This is a genomic window from Actinomadura litoris (assembly GCF_009733595.1).
In the GTDB taxonomy this organism is placed as follows: Bacteria; Actinomycetota; Actinomycetes; order Streptosporangiales; family Streptosporangiaceae; genus Spirillospora; species Spirillospora litoris.
In genome coordinates, this window is the sequence record NZ_WOFH01000004.1 from 692,926 (window position 1) to 711,420 (window position 18,495).

Below are 18,495 nucleotides of genomic sequence, written 5' to 3' on the forward strand. Positions count from 1 at the left end.
GTCAGTCGTCCTCGCGGGCGAGGGTGTGCAGGGCGTCCAGCGAGTGAACGACGATCATGTTGCGGGCGACGGTGAGGCGGCCCCGGACGGGGGCGGCGGAGAGGATCTGCGCGACCTTGCGCCGGCCCATCCCCGACCAGCGGCCGAGGTCCTGCTGGGTGACGGGGACCTGCACCTGGTAGGCGTCCTCGGGCGCGCGGGCGGCGCCGTTGGGCCGCTCCTCCTTGAGCGGGGTGCCGAAGCGGCCGACGAGGCGGAGCAGGCGGCTCGCCAGCCGCCGCTCGGGGTCGTCGGGGAAGTGGGCGGTGCGCAGGTCGTTGGCGTCGCGGAGCCGCTCGGCCAGGACGGCGGCGACCGCCCACACCGCGCCGGGGTGGGCGTCCAGGACGGCGCGGAACCGGGCGGCGGGCAGCACGATCGCCTCGACGGGTGTGAGGGCCTCGACGTTGGCGTGCCGGGTCCCGCCGTCCACGGCCTCCAGCTCGCCGACCACGTCACCGGCGCCGAGGACGTCCAGGATCACGATCTCGCCGTCCCGCGACACCCACACCTTCACCGCGCCCGAGCGCAGCACGAAGACCTGGGAGGAGCGGGTGTGCTCGCGGGTGAGGAACGCGCCGGGTCTGATCATCGCCGTGACGCCCGCCTGCCGCAGCGCCTCCCGCGCGCGCACGGGCAGCGCGTCCCAGAACCGGGTGGTCTCCATCTCGCCTCCTCGCCGGATCGGGCCGGGCCGGATCCGGGCGGGAACAGGGTGCCCCGACTCCAGTGAACGCGCGGGCACGCGGCCGGACTGCGTCTTTCGTCACAATCTCGCCTCGCAGTCGGCTCGGTGCCCTCACACGTCCAGGGGTGTGTCCTCCAGCCACTTGTCGAGGGCGCGGGCGCGGCGGGCGCAGTCGGCGGCGGCGGGCTGGTCGCCGAGGGCGAGGTGGGAGGCGCGCAGCAGGTCCAGCGCGTGGCGTTGGCCGCGGTGGTCGTCCATGTCGCGGCGGATGGCGATCTCGGCGTCGAAGTGCTCGACGGCCAGGGCGTGCTTGCCGAGGGTCTGGGACGCGCAGGCCATGGTGTGCAGCGCGTACGCCTGCTCACGGTTGTCGCCGAGTTCGGTGGCGAGGTCGAGGGCGCGCCGGCCGGTCTCGGAGGCGTCGTCGGCGCGGCCGAGGTCGAGGTAGATGTCGGCGAGGTGGGCCAGTGCGGTGCCTTCGCTGTGGCGGTCGCCGACCTCGCCGAGCAGGCGTAGTGCTTCCAGCTCCATTTCCAGGGCCTCTTCGGGGCGGCCGCTGCGGCGCAGGACGGCGGCGAAGGTGTCCATGCCGACGCCCATGCCGTAGGAGTCGCCGGTGTCGCGCCGGATCGCCAGTGCTTGGCGGGCGGCGCGTTCGGCGTCTTCGGGCAGGTCCAGGCGCAGGTAGGTGCGGGCGAGGCTGCCCAGGGTGCCGGCCAGGCCGGTCTGGGCGCCGAGGCTGTGCCACAGGTCCAGGGCCTCCAGGCCGAGGACGAAGGCTTCCTGGGGGCGTTCCAGGCGGCGCATGACGACCGAGAGGTGTTCCAGGTCGTGGGCCTCGCCGTGCTGGTCGCCGATCTCGCGGCGGATCTCCAGGGCGCGCAGCAGGTGTTCGCGGGCCTCGCGGTAGCGGCCCAGGCGCCAGTGGACGATGCCGATCTGGGCGAGGGTCTCGGCCTCGCCGTGCCGGTCGCTGATGTCGCGGTGCAGGTGCAGGGCCTGGCCGCAGTAGGTGAAGGCCTCGGCGAAGCGGGTGGCGTCGCACATCAGCATGCCGAGCGTGGTGAGCGCGCGGGCCTCGCCGTGGCGTGCGCCCAGGGCCCGGTAGGCGCGCAGGGCCTGGTCGGCGTCGCGCTGGGCCATCTCCCGCAGGCCCAGGGAGGCGTTCATCCGCGCCAGTTCCGTCAGGGCCTGGGCGGCGCCGTGCCGGTCGGCCTGCTCCTGCCGGATGTAGAGGGCCTCCAGGGCGTGCAGCACCGCCTCGTGGACGTGCCCGCGCTTGCGGTGCACCTGCGCCAGGGTCAGCAGCGTCTCCGCGACGCCCGGCCGGTCGCCGATGCGGCGCCGCGCGTCCAGCGCGTCGGTCGCGTGGCGCAGCGCGGACTCGTAGTCGCCCAGGCCGAGCCCGGCGCGGGCGAGCGTGTCGTGGGCCTTGGCGACGCCGCCCTCGTCGCCGAGCTGCCGGTGGATCGCGAGGGACCGGTAGGCGTGCTGGATCGCCGTCAGGTAGCGGCCCAGGGCGGCGTGGACGTCGGCGAGCGTGGCGTGCGCGGCGGCCTCTCCGTACCGGTCGGGCGGGTCGACGGCGCGGAAGCCGCGGCGGGCGTCCTCCCCGTAGCCGATCGCGGGGACCGAGCGCCCCAGCTCGAAGTGCGCGACGGCCAGGTTGTGGAGCATGACGGCCGCCGCGGCCCAGTCCTCCTCGGTGCGGGCGGCGTGCAGCCCGGCCTGGTGGACGGCGATGTTGTCCTCGCTGTAGCGGCGGAACTCCAGGAAGTCGAACAGGGCGTCGACCAGCTCCCAGCACGTGCGGTGCAGGCCCAGCCGCGCCGCCTGGTGGACGGCGGCGACCAGGTTGCGGCGCTCGGCCTCGAACCAGGCCAGCGCCGCCGACCGCGCGGTCTCCGAGGGCCGGGGCCCGCGCGTCCCCTCCTCCCGGCCGTCGTGGACGGCCGGGCGCCGCCGCCCGCCGAGCGCCTCCCCCGCCGCCCACGCCTCGGCCAGGTACCCCGCGAGCAGGCGGCGCTGCGCGGCGAGCAGATCGTTGTCGTCGTCCTCCCGCAGACCGCGCTCGCGCGCGAAGTCGCGCAGCAGGTCGTGCATCCGGTACCGGCCCGGCCCCACGTCCTGGATCAGGTAGGTCTGCCGCAACCCCTCCAGGCACTCGCGGGCCTCCTCCACCGGACGGTCCTGCAACGCCGCCAGAGCCGACGGCGTGAAATCGGGCCCCGCGACCAGGCCGAGCCTGCGGAACGCCTCACGCTGATCACGCCGCAACCCCCGGTAGGCGGCGTCGAAGGTGGGGCTGAGGACGCTGTGCAGCTCGGGCCCGGCGGCGGCGTGGCTCGCGTGCAGGCCCCCGCCGGGCACGCCGGTCCGGTACGGCGGGACGGACTGCCCGTCCTGGTCGGCCAGCTCCCGGACGGTCTCGGTGATGGACTCCGCCGGGTTCTCCGCGAGCCGTCCGGCCATGACGGCGAGCGCCAGCGGCAGGTGCCCGCACTCGCGGGCGAGCCGCTCGATCGCGCGCGCCTCGTCCCGGACCCGTGCGTCGCCCGGCCCCAGCACGCCCGCGATCAGATCGACGGCCTCCTGCGTGACCATCTCGCGCAACTCAAGCGTCCGGATGTCGGCGCCCTCCAGCAGCGTCGGCAGCCGCCGCCGGCTCGTCACCACCACCAGCCCGGACGCCACCGCCGCCAGCAGCGGCCTGATCTGCTCGGGCTGCGCGACATTGTCGAGAATCAGCAGCATCCGCCGATCGCCCAGCAGCGACCGGCACTGCGCCGCCAACTCCGGCTCGGTGCGCGGCAGCTGATGGCCGGGCACGCCCGCCGCCCGCAGCACCTGCCCCATCGCCTCAGCAGGGGTCACCGGGCTCCGCGTCGTCCCCCGCAGGTCGGCGAACACGATCCCGTCGGGGAACCGGTCGACCACCCGGTGCGCCCAGTGCAGCGCCAGCGTCGTCTTGCCGACCCCCGCCATCCCCTCCACGAGCACCGCGCGCGGCCACTCCGACTGCGCGACGAGCATGTCCAGCTTGCCGAGGCTGACGTTGCGCCCGGCGAAGAACGGGTTGTCCGCCGGGAGGCGCGTCTTCGGCGGGCGTCCACCGGAGGTCTCGCCCGATGTCTCGCCGTGGGCCTCCAGGCGCACCGGCGCCCGCGCGGCGATCCCGGCCGCCACCCCCGCGATCTCTTCGGCCTCCTCGGCGGGGGCCGGCACCGCCTGAGCCCGGACGGTCTGGTCGGACGCGCCGGCCGGCCACTCGTCGCCCCACGGGCTCGCCGCCCGCCGCAGCTTCTCGGTGTCCAGGACGGTCAGCGGCCGCGGCCTGCGGTCCAGGATCCCCTTCTCGCGCCACAGCCGGAACCAGCGCACCAGCGTCTCGCGGGAGATCCCCGCCCAGTTGGCCAGCTCGGCCTGGCTGAGCCGCAGCGGGATCTCCGTCCCCCGCGACGTGCGCTCCCCGAACCGGTGGGCCAGCTCCAGCAGGTGGTAGGCGAGCCGCTGCGGATGGTCGGCCGCCCGGACCGCGTGCCGCCGCCCGCCGTAGGTCACCGCCTCCGACACCGTGTGCATCATCGCCTCGGCGACCTGCGGGTTGGCCGCCAGCAGGCTGCGGAACTTGCGGCGGTCCACGCGCAGCGCCGCGACATGGTCCAGGACGGCGACCGTGCCGCGCTGCGGGTGCCCCCACGGGCCGAGCACGCCGACCAGGTCCCCCGACCCGAACAGGTCGATGATCGACTCGTCGCCCTCGCTGGAGTCCACGAACTCCTTGGCGACCGCGTTGCTCGCCACCCGCGGCGCCGACTTGAACACCACGTAGACGGCGGGGGCGGTGACCCCCTGGTGGCACAGCATCCCGCCCGGCGGGACGTCGGTGCGCCGCCCCATCGCCCGCAGCGCCTGCCGGTCCGTCGCGGACAGCAGCCCCCAGAAGCTGCCCGGCCGCACGTCGTGGTCGATCACCCGTTCACCCGCCGCCCGTCATCGCCGCCGCCAGCGTCCAGAACAGGAACAGCACCGAGGTCGCCACCGCCCAGGCGAGCGCCTGCCACGCCAGTTCGCCGCAGCGGTGCGCCGCCGACAGCAGCCTGCGCAGCTCCGTGTCGCGGATCCGCGTGTCCAGCACGTCGGTCGCGCCGTGGGGCGCCCACGGCACCCCGGGGTCGAGGGGCGAGGAGGTGCGGCGCCGGACCTCCTCCAGGACCGAGACCAGCGTCAGCCGCGACCGGACCGCGAACGCCGCCGACACCGCGCAGGCCCCCGCGAGCACCGGCAGCAGCGCCAGCGCGACGGCGCCGGGCGCCCCCGCCGCGATCCGTGTCACGGTCCCGACCGCGACCACGGCGAGCAGCACGAGGGCGATCGCGGCGTCCTGGCCGCACAGCCGGACCAGCGCGCAGGCGTGCCCGAGGATGTCCTCCGGCGTCTCCCCGCTCCGTCCGGGGCGGAATGCCGTTGCCAAAGCGCCACCGTCCTCCCGGATGTTTTCCGATCTTCCACAAACCATCGTGCGCCAGCAAGGGCGCGGCTTCCGTCCGCGGGCGCACGATTCGGCTGCGTCTGGTGACGCATTCCACTGAGTGGACCGGGTGCCCGTGTCCGCGGGGGCCGATGGGGAATGATGGGCGACCGGACCACCCGCCGGGAGGACGCATGAGCTACACGGGCACGGTCGAGGCCGGCGGCCGCCCCGACGTCCGGGAGCTGCCGGGTCTGACCGTCACCAAGGTGGCGGTGGGCCCCTACGACAACAACGCCTACATCCTGCGCTGCGCCGCCACCGGGGAACAGCTCCTGGTCGACGCCGCCAACGAGGCGCCCCGCCTGCTGGAGCTGCTCGGCGACCGGCCGCTGGCCCGCATCGTCACCACCCACCGCCACCAGGACCACTGGGGCGCGCTCAGCGAGGTCGCCCGTGCCACCGGGGCGCCGGTGGTGGCGCACCCGCGCGACGCCGAGGCGCTGCCCGAGCCGGTGACCGAGCCCGTCGAGCACGGCGCCACCGTCCGCGTGGGGCGGGCGACGCTGGAGGTCGTCCACCTGCGCGGGCACACGCCCGGTTCGATCGCCCTGCTGTACGACGCCGACGGCGAGCTGGCCGCCAGCCCGCACCTGTTCACCGGCGACAGCCTGTTCCCCGGCGGCGTGGGCAAGACCTGGGGCGACCCCACCCTGTTCAAGCGGCTGCTGTCGGACGTCGAGGAGCGCGTCTTCGACCGGCTCCCCGACGCTACCTGGTTCTACCCGGGCCACGGCAAGGACTCCACGCTCGGCCGCGAGCGCCCCTCGCTGCCGGAGTGGCGCTCGCGCGGCTGGTAGGCGCGCCAGCGCGCCGGTAGCGCGCACGGCCGGTCGGCCGGAACGGCGGGTCGCCGGGAGACCGAGGAACAACCGGTCGGAAGTGTTCGTTTGTCCAACCACACTTCCGCAGACCTCGGGGCCGACTCAGGAGATGGATCATCCACGAACCCGCTGACGTGGGCCGGGGGCCCGCCCTGCGCTTTCCCTCCGGCTCGCTGGTGCTCGTCGCGGGGCTCCCGGGGGCCGGCAAGAGCACCCTGCTGAACCGGATCTACGGGCTGCGCGGCGACGAGACCGGCCCGGTGGTCGCCGCGGGCGGCGTCCAGGTGATCGACTCGCGGCAGTCCCGCAACTGGTGGGCCCGCTACCTGGGCCCGCTCCCCCCGCGGCTGCGCACGCCGATCGTCCACGCGACGCACGTGTGGCGCATCGGCCGCGCGGTCGTCGGCGGCCGCGGCGCCGTCGCCCACACGCGCGGCACCTGGCCGCACATCCTGTACTGCTTCGCCTGGCTGGCGCGGCTGCGCGGCGCGGAGGTCCACCTCGTCCTCCTCGACGTCGATCCCGAGACGGCCCGCGCCGGGCAGTTCGCCCGCGGCCGCGTCGTGACCGGCGCCGCGTTCGCCCGCCACCGCCGCCGCTGGGGGCCGCTCGTCGAACGCGCGCGCGGCGGGACGCTCCGTCCCGCCGCCGGGGTCGTGGTCCTGGACCGCGACTCCGCCGACAAGCTGGAGCACATCCACTTCGGCTGACCCGCCGGCCGGGCGGTGCGCGGTGCCGTGATCCCCGGGACGCCGCTCTATAGGGTCGGAGCACCAGACTTCGACGAGAGGCGGCAGCATGGGGCAGCGGGTGCGCGGGGTCATCGCGCCGGGACGGGGCGAGCCGGTGCGGATCGAGACGATCACGGTCCCCGACCCCGGGCCGGGCGAGGCGGTCGTCGCGGTCCAGGCGTGCGGTGTCTGCCACACCGACCTGCACTACCGCGAGGGCGGCATCAACGACGAGTTCCCGTTCCTGCTCGGGCACGAGGCCGCCGGCGTCGTCGAGTCGGTCGGCGACGGCGTGACCGAGGTCGCGCCCGGCGACTTCGTCGTCCTGAACTGGCGGGCGGTGTGCGGGCAGTGCCGGGCGTGCGTGCGCGGGCGCCCCTGGTACTGCTTCGACACGCACAACGCCGCCCAGAAGATGACCCTGGACGACGGCACCGAGCTCTCCCCCGCGCTCGGCATCGGCGCGTTCGCCGACAAGACCCTCGTCGCCGCCGGGCAGTGCACCAAGGTCGACCCGGCCGCGCGGCCGGCGGTGGCCGGGCTCCTCGGCTGCGGCGTCATGGCGGGCCTGGGCGCCGCGATCAACACCGGCGGCGTCGGGCGCGGCGACTCGGTCGCGGTCATCGGCTGCGGCGGCGTCGGCTCGGCGGCGGTGCTCGGGGCGCGGCTGGCGGGCGCGGCGCGGATCATCGCGGTCGACCTGGACGAGCGCAAGCTCACGACCGCGCGGAAGCTCGGCGCCACCCACACCGTCCACGCGCGGGACACCGACGTGGTGGAGGCCGTGCGGGAGCTCACCGGCGGGTTCGGCGCGGACGTCGCCATCGACGCGGTCGGCCGCCCCGAGACCTACGAGCAGGCGTTCTACGCGCGGGACCTCGCCGGGACCGTCGTGCTCGTCGGCGTCCCCACCCCGGAGATGAGGCTGGAGCTCCCGCTGCTGGACGTGTTCGGGCGGGGCGGGTCGCTCAAGTCGTCCTGGTACGGGGACTGCCTGCCCTCCCGCGACTTCCCCATGCTCATCGACCTCCACCTCCAGGGGCGGCTCGACCTCGACGCGTTCGTGTCCGAGACCATCGCGCTGGACGGCGTGGAGGCCGCGTTCGAGAAGATGCACCACGGCGACGTGCTCCGCTCGGTGGTGGTCCTGTGACGGACGGCGATCGCGGGGTGCGCGTCGACCACCTCGTCACCTCCGGGACGTTCTCGCTGGACGGCGGCACCTGGGAGGTCGACAACAACGTCTGGATCGTCGGGGACGACGCGGAGGCCGTCGTCATCGACGCCGCGCACGACCCGGACGCGATCGCGGCGGCGCTGGGCGGGCGGCGGCTCGTGGCGATCGTGTCCACACACGGCCACGACGACCACATCGACGCGGCTCCCGCGCTGGCGGCGGCCACCGGGGCGCCCGTCCTGCTGCACCCGGACGACCTGATGCTGTGGAGGCAGCGGCACCCTGACACCGAGCCGGACGGCGCGCTCTCCGACGGGCAGGCCGTCACCGTCGCGGGGACCGCGCTGAACGTCCTGCACACGCCCGGCCACAGTCCGGGCGCGGTGTGCCTGCACGCCCCTGCCCTCGGGACGGTCTTCTCCGGCGACACCCTGTTCAGCGGCGGGCCGGGCGCCACCGGCCGGTCCTTCTCCGACTTCCCCACGATCATCACCTCGATCCGGGAGCGGCTGCTGACGCTGCCGCCCGGCACCGTCGTCCGCACCGGGCACGGCGACGCGACGACGATCGGCGCGGAGGCGCCGCACCTGGAGGAGTGGATCGCCCGGGGCCACTGAGCGGTCGGGCCGTCCGGGGCCCGCGGGCCGCGATAGGGTCCGCTGTGAGCCGGCGCACGGCGAGCGAGAGGGGTGCGATGCGGCCCAGGGCACCGGTCGCCCTCCCCTACACGGTGTCGGCGTGCGCGTTACTGCTGGTCACGGCGTCGGCGGGGTGCGGGGAGAGCGCCGAAGGATCGTCGGGCGCACTGGAGGTCCCGCCGCCCGTCTCCACCCCGGCCCCGGCGGCCCCCGCCGCGCCCGGCGCCGCCGCACCCGCCGACACCTCCACCGAAGCGCCCACCGCCTCGCCGACGGCGAAGGCGGGCGTCCCGGACGGGCGGCCCCTCGGGCGGCCCGGCAAGTGGCGCATCACCACCTACTACACGGCCTCGCAGAGCCTGTACCGGGGCAGGGCGAAGGCGGTGCGCGGATGCCTGAGGTTCCACTGCTCGCACGGGAAGGACCCCCTCGGCTCCTACCCGGAGGACTTCCTGAAGGTGGTCCGGACGGAGGGCAGCGGGCACCTCACCTCGGGGCGGCAGCGGGGCCGGTACCTGAACTGGTCGTCCAGCGTCGGGTTCTGGCTGGACGACACGACCCGCGACTCGGCGGGCCGCCCGCTGCGGGCCTGGACGTCGGCCGCCGCCGACCGGTCGGTGCTCGCGCGCGGGCGGCGGTTCGCGATCACCGGATGCGGGCGGGAGGGCGGCGGGCGCCCCGTCGAGGCCGAGGTGTGCCGGAGGTTCCGCGAGGCGCGCTGGACGGTCACCGACCTGTTCCGCCCCGGCTACGGCGGCGAGTACCACGCCGACGTCTACATCGGCGAGGAGCACGGGACGCGGCTGGCCGGCTCGCCGCTCTACACGACCCTGAAGGGCGCCACGCTCACCGGGGTGCGGTGACGCCGGACGGCGCCCGGCGCCCCGAGCGCGGCTACGTCCGGATGGGATCCAGCAGGCGGTGCGGAGAGCGCAGCGCGACGCTGACCGGGTCGTCCCGGTAGCGCGCACCGGGGACGGCGTGGATCTCGATGTCCTCGACCGGGACGGTGCGGCCGCAGGACGGGCAGCCGCCGTCGCGCCCGACCTTGGTTCCGCACTCCGCGTGCACGAAGGTGCGGTACGTCTCCGCCGACAGGTGCTCCTCGGCCCACCGGACGAGCGTGTGCACGACGGGGAACAGCTCCTTGCCCATGTCGGTGAGGACGTAGTCGTGCCCCTCCTTGACCATGACGCCGGTCTCCACGAGCAACTGGAGCCGTCCGGACAGCACCGCGCGGGGGATGTCGAGCCGGGCCAGGAAGTCGCTGAACCGCCGGACGCCGTAGATCGCGTCCCGGACGATCAGCAGGGTCCAGCGCTCGCCCACGACCTCCAGCGCGCGGGCGAGCGAGCAGTCCTGCGCCGCGTAGTCCTTGCCGAGTGCCATGTGCGCCACACTACCGCCCCGGGGGTTCGTTCACTGAACTCAATCATGCTACGGTCGGCCCTTGAGTTCAATCACTGAACCGCTCTCGGGAGACCGCATGACGACTCTGGCGACCCCTCGCGCCGGGCAGCGCACTCCGGGCTCCACCGCCGCGCTGGCCGTGCCCGCGGCCGCGACGCTGCTGGCACTGATGAACTACACCGCGCCGATGGCGACGCTGACCGAGACCTCGCACGGCCTGGCCGCGGGCGGGACGGCCCGGATCTGGCTGATGAGCTCGATCAGCCTCGGCCTCGCGGCGGCGCTGCTGGCCATCGGGAGCCTCGCCGACGACCACGGGCGGCGGCGGGTGTTCACCGGCGGCGCCGTCGCGCTCGCCGTCTCCAGCGTCGTCTGCGCGGTGGCCCCCACCGCGCCCGTCTTCGTGGCCGGGCGGATCGTGCAGGGCGCGGCGAGCGCCGCGCTGCTGGCGACCGGGCTCGGCATCATCGCCGCCACGTTCGGGGCGGGCCCGCGCCGAGCCCGCGCCACCGGGATCTGGGGCGCGATGCTCGGGCTCGGCATCGCGCTCGGCCCGATCGCGTCGGCCGGGCTGACCGCGGCGGGGAACTGGCGGGCCTGGTACTGGGTCGCCGCCGCCGGGTCGGTGGCGCTGGGCGTCGCCGCCCGGTCGCTGGCCGAGTCGCGGGCGGACCGCCCGCGCGGCCTCGACCTGCCGGGCCTCGCCACGATGAGCCTCGGGATCGCGGCGCTGGTCGCGGCGATCACCTGGGGACGGGTCGGGTGGACGCGTCCGGGCGTCCTCGCGCTGTTCGCGGCGGCGGCCGTGCTGCTGGCCGCGTTCACCGCGATCGAGGCGCGGCGCCGCGAGCCGATGCTCGACCTCGGGCTGCTGCGCCGCCGGGCGTTCCTGCTGTCGATCTCGGGCGCGCTGGTCACCGGGCTCGCGGTGATCGGGGTCATGAGCTACTTCGCGACCGTGCTGACGCTGGTGCTCGGGCTGTCCACGATCGCGTCGGCGCTGGTGCTGGCGATCTGGTCGGGGCTGTCGTTCGTGACGGCGCTGCAGGCGCGCCGGATGCCCGCCCGGCTGCCCGCCGGGCGGCTGCTCGGCGCCGGGCTGGCGCTCAGCGCGGTCGGCGAGTTCGCGATGATCGGCCTCACCCCGGACGCGCACTGGTGGCGGTTCGCCCCCGGGCTGGCCCTGTCGGGCGCGGGCAGCGGCCTCGCCAACGCGATGCTCGCCCGGGTGGCGGTGGACAGCGTCCCCGCCGACCGCGCCAGCATGGGCTCGGGCGCCAACAACACCGCCCGCTACCTCGGCGCGTCAGTGGGCGTCGCGGTGGTCGGCGCGATCGCCACCGGCTCGGGCGACGCCCCGTCCGCGCTCGCGCACGGCACGAACGTCGCCATGCTCGTCTCGGCGGTGGTCGCGCTGCTGGGCGCCGCCCTGGCGGCCGCCCTCGCCACCGGGCGCTGAGCCCCGATCACGGCTCCGCGTCGCCCCTCTGACCGCTACCCCTTGAGGGGTATGCGGTGGATCGTCCCGGGGGGTGACGCGGCCGGGGGCCGCCGTTGCCTATAACCGAGTCATGACGATTCCGCGCCCGGCCCGCGACGACCTGCGTGCGGCCATGGCGGCCCGCCGCGAGCTGGGGCCCGACTACGACGAGGCCTTCATCGACTCGGTGGTGGACCGCATCGAGGAGACGCTGGCGCCCCGCGCCTCCCGCTTCCCGGCACCGGCCCCCGCGCCGCGCCGCGCGACCCCGAAGCCGAGCCGGGAGACCGGCGAGCGGGACCACAGCCTGGCGCTCGCGGTGCTCTCGCTGCTGGCCGCGATCCCGCTCAGCGCGATCTCGGTGGTCAACGGCGGGCTGCCGGCCCTGATGTTCGTCCTGACGATGATCGTGATACTCAACGTCACCTACATGTTCCGGCCCCGCCGCGACTGACCGGCCCGCCGGGCCCCCGGCGGGCCCCGGCGGGGTCAGGCGCCCGGCTCGGGGTCGCGGGGCAGTCCGAGCAGCCGCTCGCCGATGATGTTGAGCTGCACCTCGGTGGTCCCGCCGTAGATCGTCATCGCGCGGCCGAACAGCATGGCCCGCGCGAGCAGCCCGCTCTCGGTCCTCGGCATCTCGGTGGCGGCGGCCGCGCCCTGCGCCGCCCAGCAGTGGTCGGCGACGTCCTGGTTGAACTGGACGCCGAGCAGCTTGCGGACGCTGGACTCCGCGCCCGGCCCCACGCCGCCCAGCCGCTTGAGCGTGCCGCGCAGCGCGAGCAGGTCGATCGCGTGCCCTCGCGCGATGAGCCCGCCGGCCTCGGTGAGCGCGACCGCGTCCAGGTACCTGCCCTTGAGGAAGGCCAGCAGCTCGGGGACGCCCATGCCGAGCCCGCCGCCGGTCGAGAGCGTGACCCGCTCGTTCGACAGCGTGTCGCGGGCGACCTGCCAGCCCCGGCCGACCTCCCCGACGACCTGGTCGTCGGGGACGAACACCCCGTCGAGGAACACCTCGTTGAAGAGGGCCTCGCCGGTCAGCTCCCGGAGCGGGCGGACGTCGACGCCCTCGGCGCGCATGTCCACGAGGAAGTAGGTGATGCCCTCGTGCTTGGGGGCGTCCGGGTCGGTGCGGGCGACGCAGAACCCCCAGTCGGCGCGCCGCGCGACCGACGTCCAGACCTTCTGGCCGGTGAGCCGCCAGCCGCCCGCGACCCGCTCGGCGCGCGTCGACAGCGAGGCCAGGTCCGAGCCCGCGCCGGGCTCGGAGAACAGCTGGCACCACGCCATCGCGCCGCGCAGCGTCGGGCGCAGGAACCGCTCCTGCTGCTCGCGCGTCCCGTACCGGACGAGCGAGGGCACCAGCCACGCGCCGATCTTCAGGCGCGGCGGCGCGACCCCGGCGGCCCGCAGCTCCTGCTCGATGAGCACCTGCTCGACCGGGCCCGCGCCGCGTCCCCACGGCCGCGGCAGGTGCGGAACGCTCCACCCCTCGTCGGCCATGCGGGCGTGCCGCGCGTCCTCGTCCTCGATCACCGCCAGCTCGGCGACGCCCGCGCGGATGCCCTCGCGCAGCGGACGGGCGTCCTCGTCCAGCTCCAGCACGACCTCGCGGCGGCCGCCCTCCAGCGCGAGCCGGGCGAGCGTGGCGGCCCAGTCCCCGGCGGGGCCGAGGAGCGCCCTCAGCGTCAGGGCACGGCGCAGGTAGAGGTGCGCGTCGTGCTCCCAGGTGAAGCCGATGCCGCCGAGGATCTGGATGGCGTCGCGCGCGGTCCGCACGCCCGCGTCGACGGCGACGACGGCGGACACGGCGGCGGCGAACCCGGCGGCGGGCGCGCCCTCCTCCAGCGCGCGGGCGGCGTCCCAGGCGGCGGCGCGAGCCTGCTCCAGCTCGACCAGCATCCGCGCGGCCTTGTGCTTGACGCCCTGGAACTGCCCGATCGGGCGGCCGAACTGCACGCGGACCCGCGCGTGCTCGGCCGCGGTGGCGACGAGCCAGCCCGCGAGCCCGGCGGCCTCCGCGCCGAACAGCGCGGCGGCCAGGTCGCGGACATGGGCGGTGGTCAGCCCGTCCAGCACCCGGCCCGCCGGGACGCGGACCCCGGACGCCTCGACCGACGCGACCCGGCGGACGCGGTCCAGGCTCTCCCGGACCGGCGCCACCGCCAGGTCGGCGGCCTCGACCGCGACCCACCGCTCGCCGCCCTCGGCCGCGATGGGCAGGACGAGCACGTCGGCGAGCGCGGCGCCGAGCACGATCCCGGCCGTCCCGGTGACGACCAGCGTGTCGCCGTCGCGGCGGCCGGTGAACCCGCCCTCCAGCGCGACCGCGCCCGTCCGCGCGCCGCCCGCCAGGCCCGGCAGCAGCTCGGCGCGGGCCTTGGCGTTGCCGGAGGCGTTCACGGCGGCGCTCGCCAGCACCGTGGGGAGGAACGGTCCAGGCGCGACCGCGCGGCCCAGCTCCTCAACGGCCACGGCCAGCTCCGGCAGACCGTAGCCCTGGCCGCCGTGCTCCTCGTCCAGGTGCAGGCCGAGCAGGCCCTGCTCGGCCAGGGCGGGCCAGAACGCGGGCCGGGTCTCCGCGGCGGCCTCCAGGGCGGTCCGGACGCTCGCCGCCGTGACGTGGCGCCCGGCGAACCCGCGCACCGCGCCGGCGAGCGCCTCGTGTTCCTCGGTCAGCCCGATGGCCATCCGTCCCCCTCCGCAGCCCGTGGTGACATCCATTCTAGAACAGGATTCTGATCCAGTGCGTCCGCGATGCCGCGCTCATCCCCCTAGGGAAAAGGACCGCGGGCGCCCCTGGCCAGGGACGCCCGCGTGGAGACGAGTGGGGACGCTCAGGATGCGTTCGGGTCCGTCGCCTTCACTTCCGGGCGTGTCCCGCCCGCCACCTCGCCCGGCGCCCCGTCCTTCGCGCGGGCGGCGGCGCGGTCGCCCACGGCGAGGCTGGCGACCGTGGTCGCGACGAGGGTTCCGGCGATCACCGCGAGGGACAGCCAGATCGGCACGTCCGGCGCCCACTCCACGCCGTACTCGTGCATCGCGTGCAGGATCAGCTTGACCCCGATGAAGCCCAGGATGAACGCCAGCCCGTGGCCGAGGTAGACCAGCCGTTCCGCGAGCCCGCCGAGCAGGAAGTAGAGCTGGACGAGGCCCATCAGCGCGAACGCGTTGGCGGTGAACACCAGGTACGGCTCGGTGGTCAGACCGAAGATCGCCGGGATCGAGTCCAGGGCGAACATCACGTCGGTGGAGCCGATGGCGATCATGACGATCAGCAGCGGGGTCACCATCCGGCGCCCGCCCCGCCGCACGAGGAAGCGGTTGCCGTCGTAGTCCGGCGACGTCGGGATGATCCGCTTGGCCCACCGCAGCAGCGCGTTCTCCTTGAACTCGTCCTCGTCGCCGCCCCGGACGAGGCCGTAGGCCGTCCAGATGAGGAACGCGCCGAAGATGAAGAACACCCAGGTGAAGGTCGCGATCGCGGCCGCGCCGACCGCGATGAACGCGCCGCGCAGCACCAGCGCGATCACGATGCCCGCCATCAGCACGGTGTGCTGGGCGTGCTTGGGCACGGCGAACCGCGCCAGGATCACCATGAACACGAACAGGTTGTCGACGCTGAGGCTCTTCTCGGTGACGAACCCGCCGAAGTACTGGGCGGCGTACTCGCCGCCGGAGAACAGCCAGACCCCGGCGCCGAACGCGACGGCGAGGCCGAGGTAGACGACCGACCAGAACGCGGCGCGCCGGGTGGTGAACTCCCGCGTGTCGTTGCGGTGGATGAGGAACAGGTCGGCGGCGATGACGGCGAGGATCCCTGCCAAGGTCAGGGCCCACACCAAGGGTGAGACGGACAACGTGACTCCTCCGGCGGACACGGTAGGGGCGCCGGAGGTCTCTCCCGCCCGCGCCGTGCGGGCCGCGGCTCCCGGGCCGGTGCGGACCGGCCGTGCTGACGAGAACCGCGCGCGGGGATACTCCCCTCCATCACCTTCTTCAACGCGTGCCGCCACCAGGCCGTTCCCCGTTCGGCGAACTTTCCCCGATCCGCCGCGAACCAGACCTCCGGACGCGGCGTCTAAGGCCCGGTCATCCGCCGCCCTCAGCGGGCGCGGGCGGCCACCAGGTCGCGGTACAGGTCGGCGAGTTGGCGGGCGGCGTCGTCCTCGGTGGGCAGCCGCGCGGCGCGGCGCGCGGCGGCCGAGCCGAGCCGCAGGGCGAGGGCCGGGTCGTCCAGGACGCGGCTCACCGCGCGCTGGAGCACCTCGGGGTCGCCGGGCGGCACCAGCAGCGCCGCCTCGCTCTCCGGGCCGTGCAGCAGCCCGGGCCCGGACGCGGCGCGCTCCCCGGCGCCGACCATGCCGGGGATCCCGCCGACCCGCGTGGCGACGAGCGGCCGCCCGGCGCGCAGGATCTCCTGGACGATCAGCGGCTGCCCCTCCCACACGCTCGGCACGACGGCGACGTCGGCGGCGGCGAGCAGCGCCGGGACGTCGCCGCGCCGCCCGAGCAGCCGGACGGGCAGGTCCTCGGCCTCGACCCGGTCGCGCAGGTCGTCGGCGAGGGGCCCGTCCCCGGCGATCACCACGAGCGGGACCGGCGTGCGGCCCGACCAGCCGCGCGCCGCGTCCAGCAGCGTGGGCAGGCCCTTCTGCTCGGCGAGCCGCCCCACCGTGACGACCAGCGGGCGCTCGCCCACCCCCAGTTCGGCGCGAACGTCGGCGCGGGCGGCGGGCCCCGGCTGCGAGCGCGGCGCCGGGGCGGGGACGAGCGCGTGCCCCACCGACCGGGCGCGCAGCTCGCGCATCCGCTCCTCCAGGTCGGGCGAGACGCCGAGGACGAGGGTCGCGCCCCGCGCCACGACCCGTTCGAGCGCGCCGTGGATCGCGGCGGTCCGGCCGCCCGCGATGACGGCGTTGTGCAGCGTGACGACCAGCGGCGGCCCGCCGCGCGCGAACCGCAGCGGCCCCGGCGCGACCCGCGCGCACGCCCCCACCGCGAGGGCGCCCGCGCGCAGGCCGTGGGCGTGCACGACGTCCGCGCCGCGCAGCAGCCCGCGCAGCCGCGCGAGCGCCCTGGCGTCGCTTACCGGGCGCGGGCGGTCGGCCAGATCGAGCTCGGCGAACCGGACGCCGCCGCCCGCGAACCCGAACGCCTCCTCGGTCGAGGCGGGACCGCACACCAGCACCCGCGCGCCGCGCTCCGCCAGCCGCGCGGCGACCGACCGGACGTGCCGCCCGACCCCGCCCGCGCTGGTCCCGAGGACGAGCGCCACGCGCATCCCGTCCAGCCCGCGCTCGGCACCGGCGGCCCCGCCCGGGGTGTCGGCACCGGTGTTCCCGTTCACTTGTTCAGGCATTCCGTGTGACCTTCCGGCTGAGGACGGCCCGCAGGTCCCGGCCGTCGATCACGAACGCGATGAGGACGAAGACCGCGGCGGCGACCGCGGCGGCGAGGGCGCCCGCGCCGGCGCCGCGGATCTGCCCACCGGTCCCGATCGCGGCGGCGGCCGCGTATCCGGCGGCGCCGCCCCCGGCGGCCCCGGCGAGCCCGGCGGCGAGCACGCGCGGCACCCCGTGCACCGCCGCCGCCCCCCGGGCGCGGACGAGCGTGCCCAGCAGCAGGACGCCCGCGACCGTCATGCCGATCGCGTTGCCCGCGCCGAGCGCGGCGACCACCCACTGGCGTCCGGCGGCGAGGACCAGCGCGACGTCGGCGGCCATGACCACGAGCCAGCCGGTGACGACGGCGACCGCGCCCATCCGCCCCCGGTGGCAGGCGAACAGGACCCGCCCGAGATGGGCGACCAGCCCGTAGCCGAGGAGGCCGGGCGCGAACGCCAGGACGGCGCGGGACAGCACGTCCTGCTGGGCCGGCTGGCCTGGGTTGAACACGGCCGAGACGGGCAGCGCGACGGCGGCCAGCACGGCCGCGCCCGCGCACGACACCAGGATCACCGCGCGGGTGGTCGAGGCGGTGATCTGGTCGAACCGGTCCCGCTCCCCCGCGCTCATCCGCGCCGACAGCATCGGGAACGCGCTGGTCGCGATCGGCACCGCCAGGATCGCCCACGGCAGCAGGTAGACCGCCCAGGCGTACTGGTAGTTGGCGAGGGCGCCGCCCGTCCCCTCGTAGCTGAGCCGGACGACCAGCAGCGCCGACAGCTGCTGCGCCGCGACCGTCGCCAGGCCCGCGAGCGCGAGCCGCCGCACGCGCCGCGCCACCCCGTCCGGGAAGCGGAACGTGGGCCGCAGCCCGAGCCGCAGCCGCCACGCCGCGATCCCGGCGGTGACGGCCATCGCGACGCCGCCGAGCGCCGTCCCGGCCGACAGGGTCAGCTCGGCGGAGCGCGGCAGCCCCGCCAGGTCGTTCTCGTAGCCGTCGCCGAGCGGCGCGTACACCAGGTAGGCGCCGATCACCACGAGGCTGGAGGCCAGCGGCGCGAGCGCGGGCGCGACGAACCGGCGGTGCGACTGGAGCAGCCCGTACAGCACGACCGCCACCCCGTACATGATCATCTGCGGCGCCATGACCGCGAGCATGGTCCCGCCCACGTCGACGATCTCGCCGCGCCGGCAGCCCTTCAGGTCGCCGCCGACCAGCAGCTCCATGATCGGCCGGGAGCCCAGCGCCATCAGCGCCGACAGCGGCACCATCAGCGCGACGATCCAGGTCAGCAGCGCCGAGCCGATCCGGCGGACCTCCTCGCGGTCGCCGCGCTCGGCGGGCCCGGCGAGCACCGGCACTACCATCGCGGTGAGCGCGCCGCCCGCCACGATCTCGTAGACGATGCTGGGGAACTGCGTCGAGGTGAAGTAGGCCTGGCTGAGGCAGGACGTCGTGACGGTCTGGGAGAAGGCGTAGGTGCGTCCGAAACCGGCGAGCCTGCTCAGGATCGTGATGACGCCGATGACGACGGCCGCGCCTGCGAGGCCGCCGGTGAGGCGGCGCAGGCGGGAGTGTTCACGGGTCGGCAC

Annotated in this window: 15 protein-coding genes; 7 read left to right on the forward strand and 8 right to left on the reverse strand. The window is 75.6% G+C overall.

All coding sequences use genetic code 11. The features are described from left to right. Position 1 precedes the first annotated feature (1 nt). The 3 genes from GNZ18_RS14605 to GNZ18_RS14615 form a co-directional block, all read right to left on the reverse strand. Positions 2-706, reverse strand: coding sequence for a Crp/Fnr family transcriptional regulator (locus GNZ18_RS14605; protein ID WP_156216894.1), 705 nt, complete (start codon positions 704-706; stop codon positions 2-4). 132 nt (positions 707-838) lie between these two features. Then, on the reverse strand, positions 839-4,702 hold the full coding sequence (locus GNZ18_RS14610) for a tetratricopeptide repeat protein (protein WP_156216895.1): 3,864 nt from the start codon (positions 4,700-4,702) through the stop codon (positions 839-841). A 4-nt stretch (positions 4,703-4,706) separates the two neighbouring features. Continuing rightward, positions 4,707-5,201 (reverse strand): hypothetical protein, encoded by a 495-nt coding sequence (locus tag GNZ18_RS14615; RefSeq protein WP_156216896.1) that lies wholly within the window; start codon positions 5,199-5,201, stop codon positions 4,707-4,709. A 191-nt stretch (positions 5,202-5,392) separates the two neighbouring features. On the opposite strand from GNZ18_RS14615, the gene GNZ18_RS14620 reads away from it, so the two are divergent. The 5 genes from GNZ18_RS14620 (at position 5,393) to GNZ18_RS42160 (ending at position 9,491) form a co-directional block, all read left to right on the forward strand. Beyond that, positions 5,393-6,058, forward strand: a complete 666-nt coding sequence (locus GNZ18_RS14620) for an MBL fold metallo-hydrolase (protein ID WP_156216897.1) — start codon at positions 5,393-5,395, stop codon at positions 6,056-6,058. 158 nt (positions 6,059-6,216) lie between these two features. Next, the gene (locus GNZ18_RS14625; RefSeq protein ID WP_312874521.1) at positions 6,217-6,792 is read left to right on the forward strand and encodes an ATP-binding protein; all 576 of its coding nucleotides are present in this window, start codon (positions 6,217-6,219) and stop codon (positions 6,790-6,792) included. Positions 6,793-6,880: 88 nt separating this feature from the next. Next, positions 6,881-7,966 carry an S-(hydroxymethyl)mycothiol dehydrogenase gene (locus GNZ18_RS14630; protein ID WP_156216898.1) on the forward strand — a complete coding sequence of 362 codons (1,086 nt, stop codon included), beginning with the start codon at positions 6,881-6,883 and terminating at the stop codon, positions 7,964-7,966. After that, entirely contained in the window at positions 7,963-8,607 is a 645-nt protein-coding gene (locus GNZ18_RS14635) for an MBL fold metallo-hydrolase (RefSeq protein ID WP_312874522.1), read from the forward strand. Before GNZ18_RS14630 ends, GNZ18_RS14635 begins: the two co-directional genes overlap by 4 nt. Positions 8,608-8,684: 77 nt before the next feature. Next, positions 8,685-9,491, forward strand: a complete 807-nt coding sequence (locus GNZ18_RS42160; protein WP_246249742.1) for a hypothetical protein — start codon at positions 8,685-8,687, stop codon at positions 9,489-9,491. 31 nt (positions 9,492-9,522) lie between these two features. Here the strand turns inward: GNZ18_RS42160 and GNZ18_RS14645 are convergent, their stop codons facing one another. After that, entirely contained in the window at positions 9,523-10,017 is a 495-nt protein-coding gene (locus GNZ18_RS14645; protein ID WP_156216899.1) for a winged helix-turn-helix transcriptional regulator, read from the reverse strand. 97 nt (positions 10,018-10,114) lie between these two features. Between GNZ18_RS14645 and GNZ18_RS14650 the strand changes: the two genes are divergently transcribed. Both GNZ18_RS14650 and GNZ18_RS14655 read left to right on the forward strand, forming a co-directional pair. Further along, positions 10,115-11,497, forward strand: a complete 1,383-nt coding sequence (locus GNZ18_RS14650; protein ID WP_156216900.1) for an MFS transporter — start codon at positions 10,115-10,117, stop codon at positions 11,495-11,497. A 112-nt stretch (positions 11,498-11,609) separates the two neighbouring features. Continuing rightward, complete coding sequence (locus GNZ18_RS14655) at positions 11,610-11,972, forward strand: hypothetical protein (RefSeq protein ID WP_156216901.1); 363 nt, start codon at positions 11,610-11,612, stop codon at positions 11,970-11,972. A gap of 35 nt (positions 11,973-12,007) precedes the next feature. Here GNZ18_RS14655 and GNZ18_RS14660 read toward each other — a convergent pair whose 3' ends face one another. The 4 genes from GNZ18_RS14660 to murJ all read right to left on the reverse strand — a co-directional run bounded on the left by GNZ18_RS14660 (position 12,008) and on the right by murJ (position 18,495). Further along, the gene (locus GNZ18_RS14660) at positions 12,008-14,206 is read right to left on the reverse strand and encodes an acyl-CoA dehydrogenase family protein (protein ID WP_156216902.1); all 2,199 of its coding nucleotides are present in this window, start codon (positions 14,204-14,206) and stop codon (positions 12,008-12,010) included. A 146-nt stretch (positions 14,207-14,352) separates the two neighbouring features. Beyond that, a complete protein-coding gene (locus GNZ18_RS14665; protein ID WP_156216903.1) occupies positions 14,353-15,375 on the reverse strand; it encodes a TerC family protein in 1,023 nt (340 codons plus the stop codon). 245 nt (positions 15,376-15,620) lie between these two features. Then, positions 15,621-16,799: a glycosyltransferase family 4 protein gene (locus GNZ18_RS14670; RefSeq protein ID WP_156217076.1), complete on the reverse strand. Its 1,179-nt coding sequence runs from the start codon at positions 16,797-16,799 to the stop codon at positions 15,621-15,623. A 70-nt stretch (positions 16,800-16,869) separates the two neighbouring features. Then, on the reverse strand, positions 16,870-18,495 hold the full coding sequence (gene murJ, locus GNZ18_RS14675; protein ID WP_312874523.1) for a murein biosynthesis integral membrane protein MurJ: 1,626 nt from the start codon (positions 18,493-18,495) through the stop codon (positions 16,870-16,872).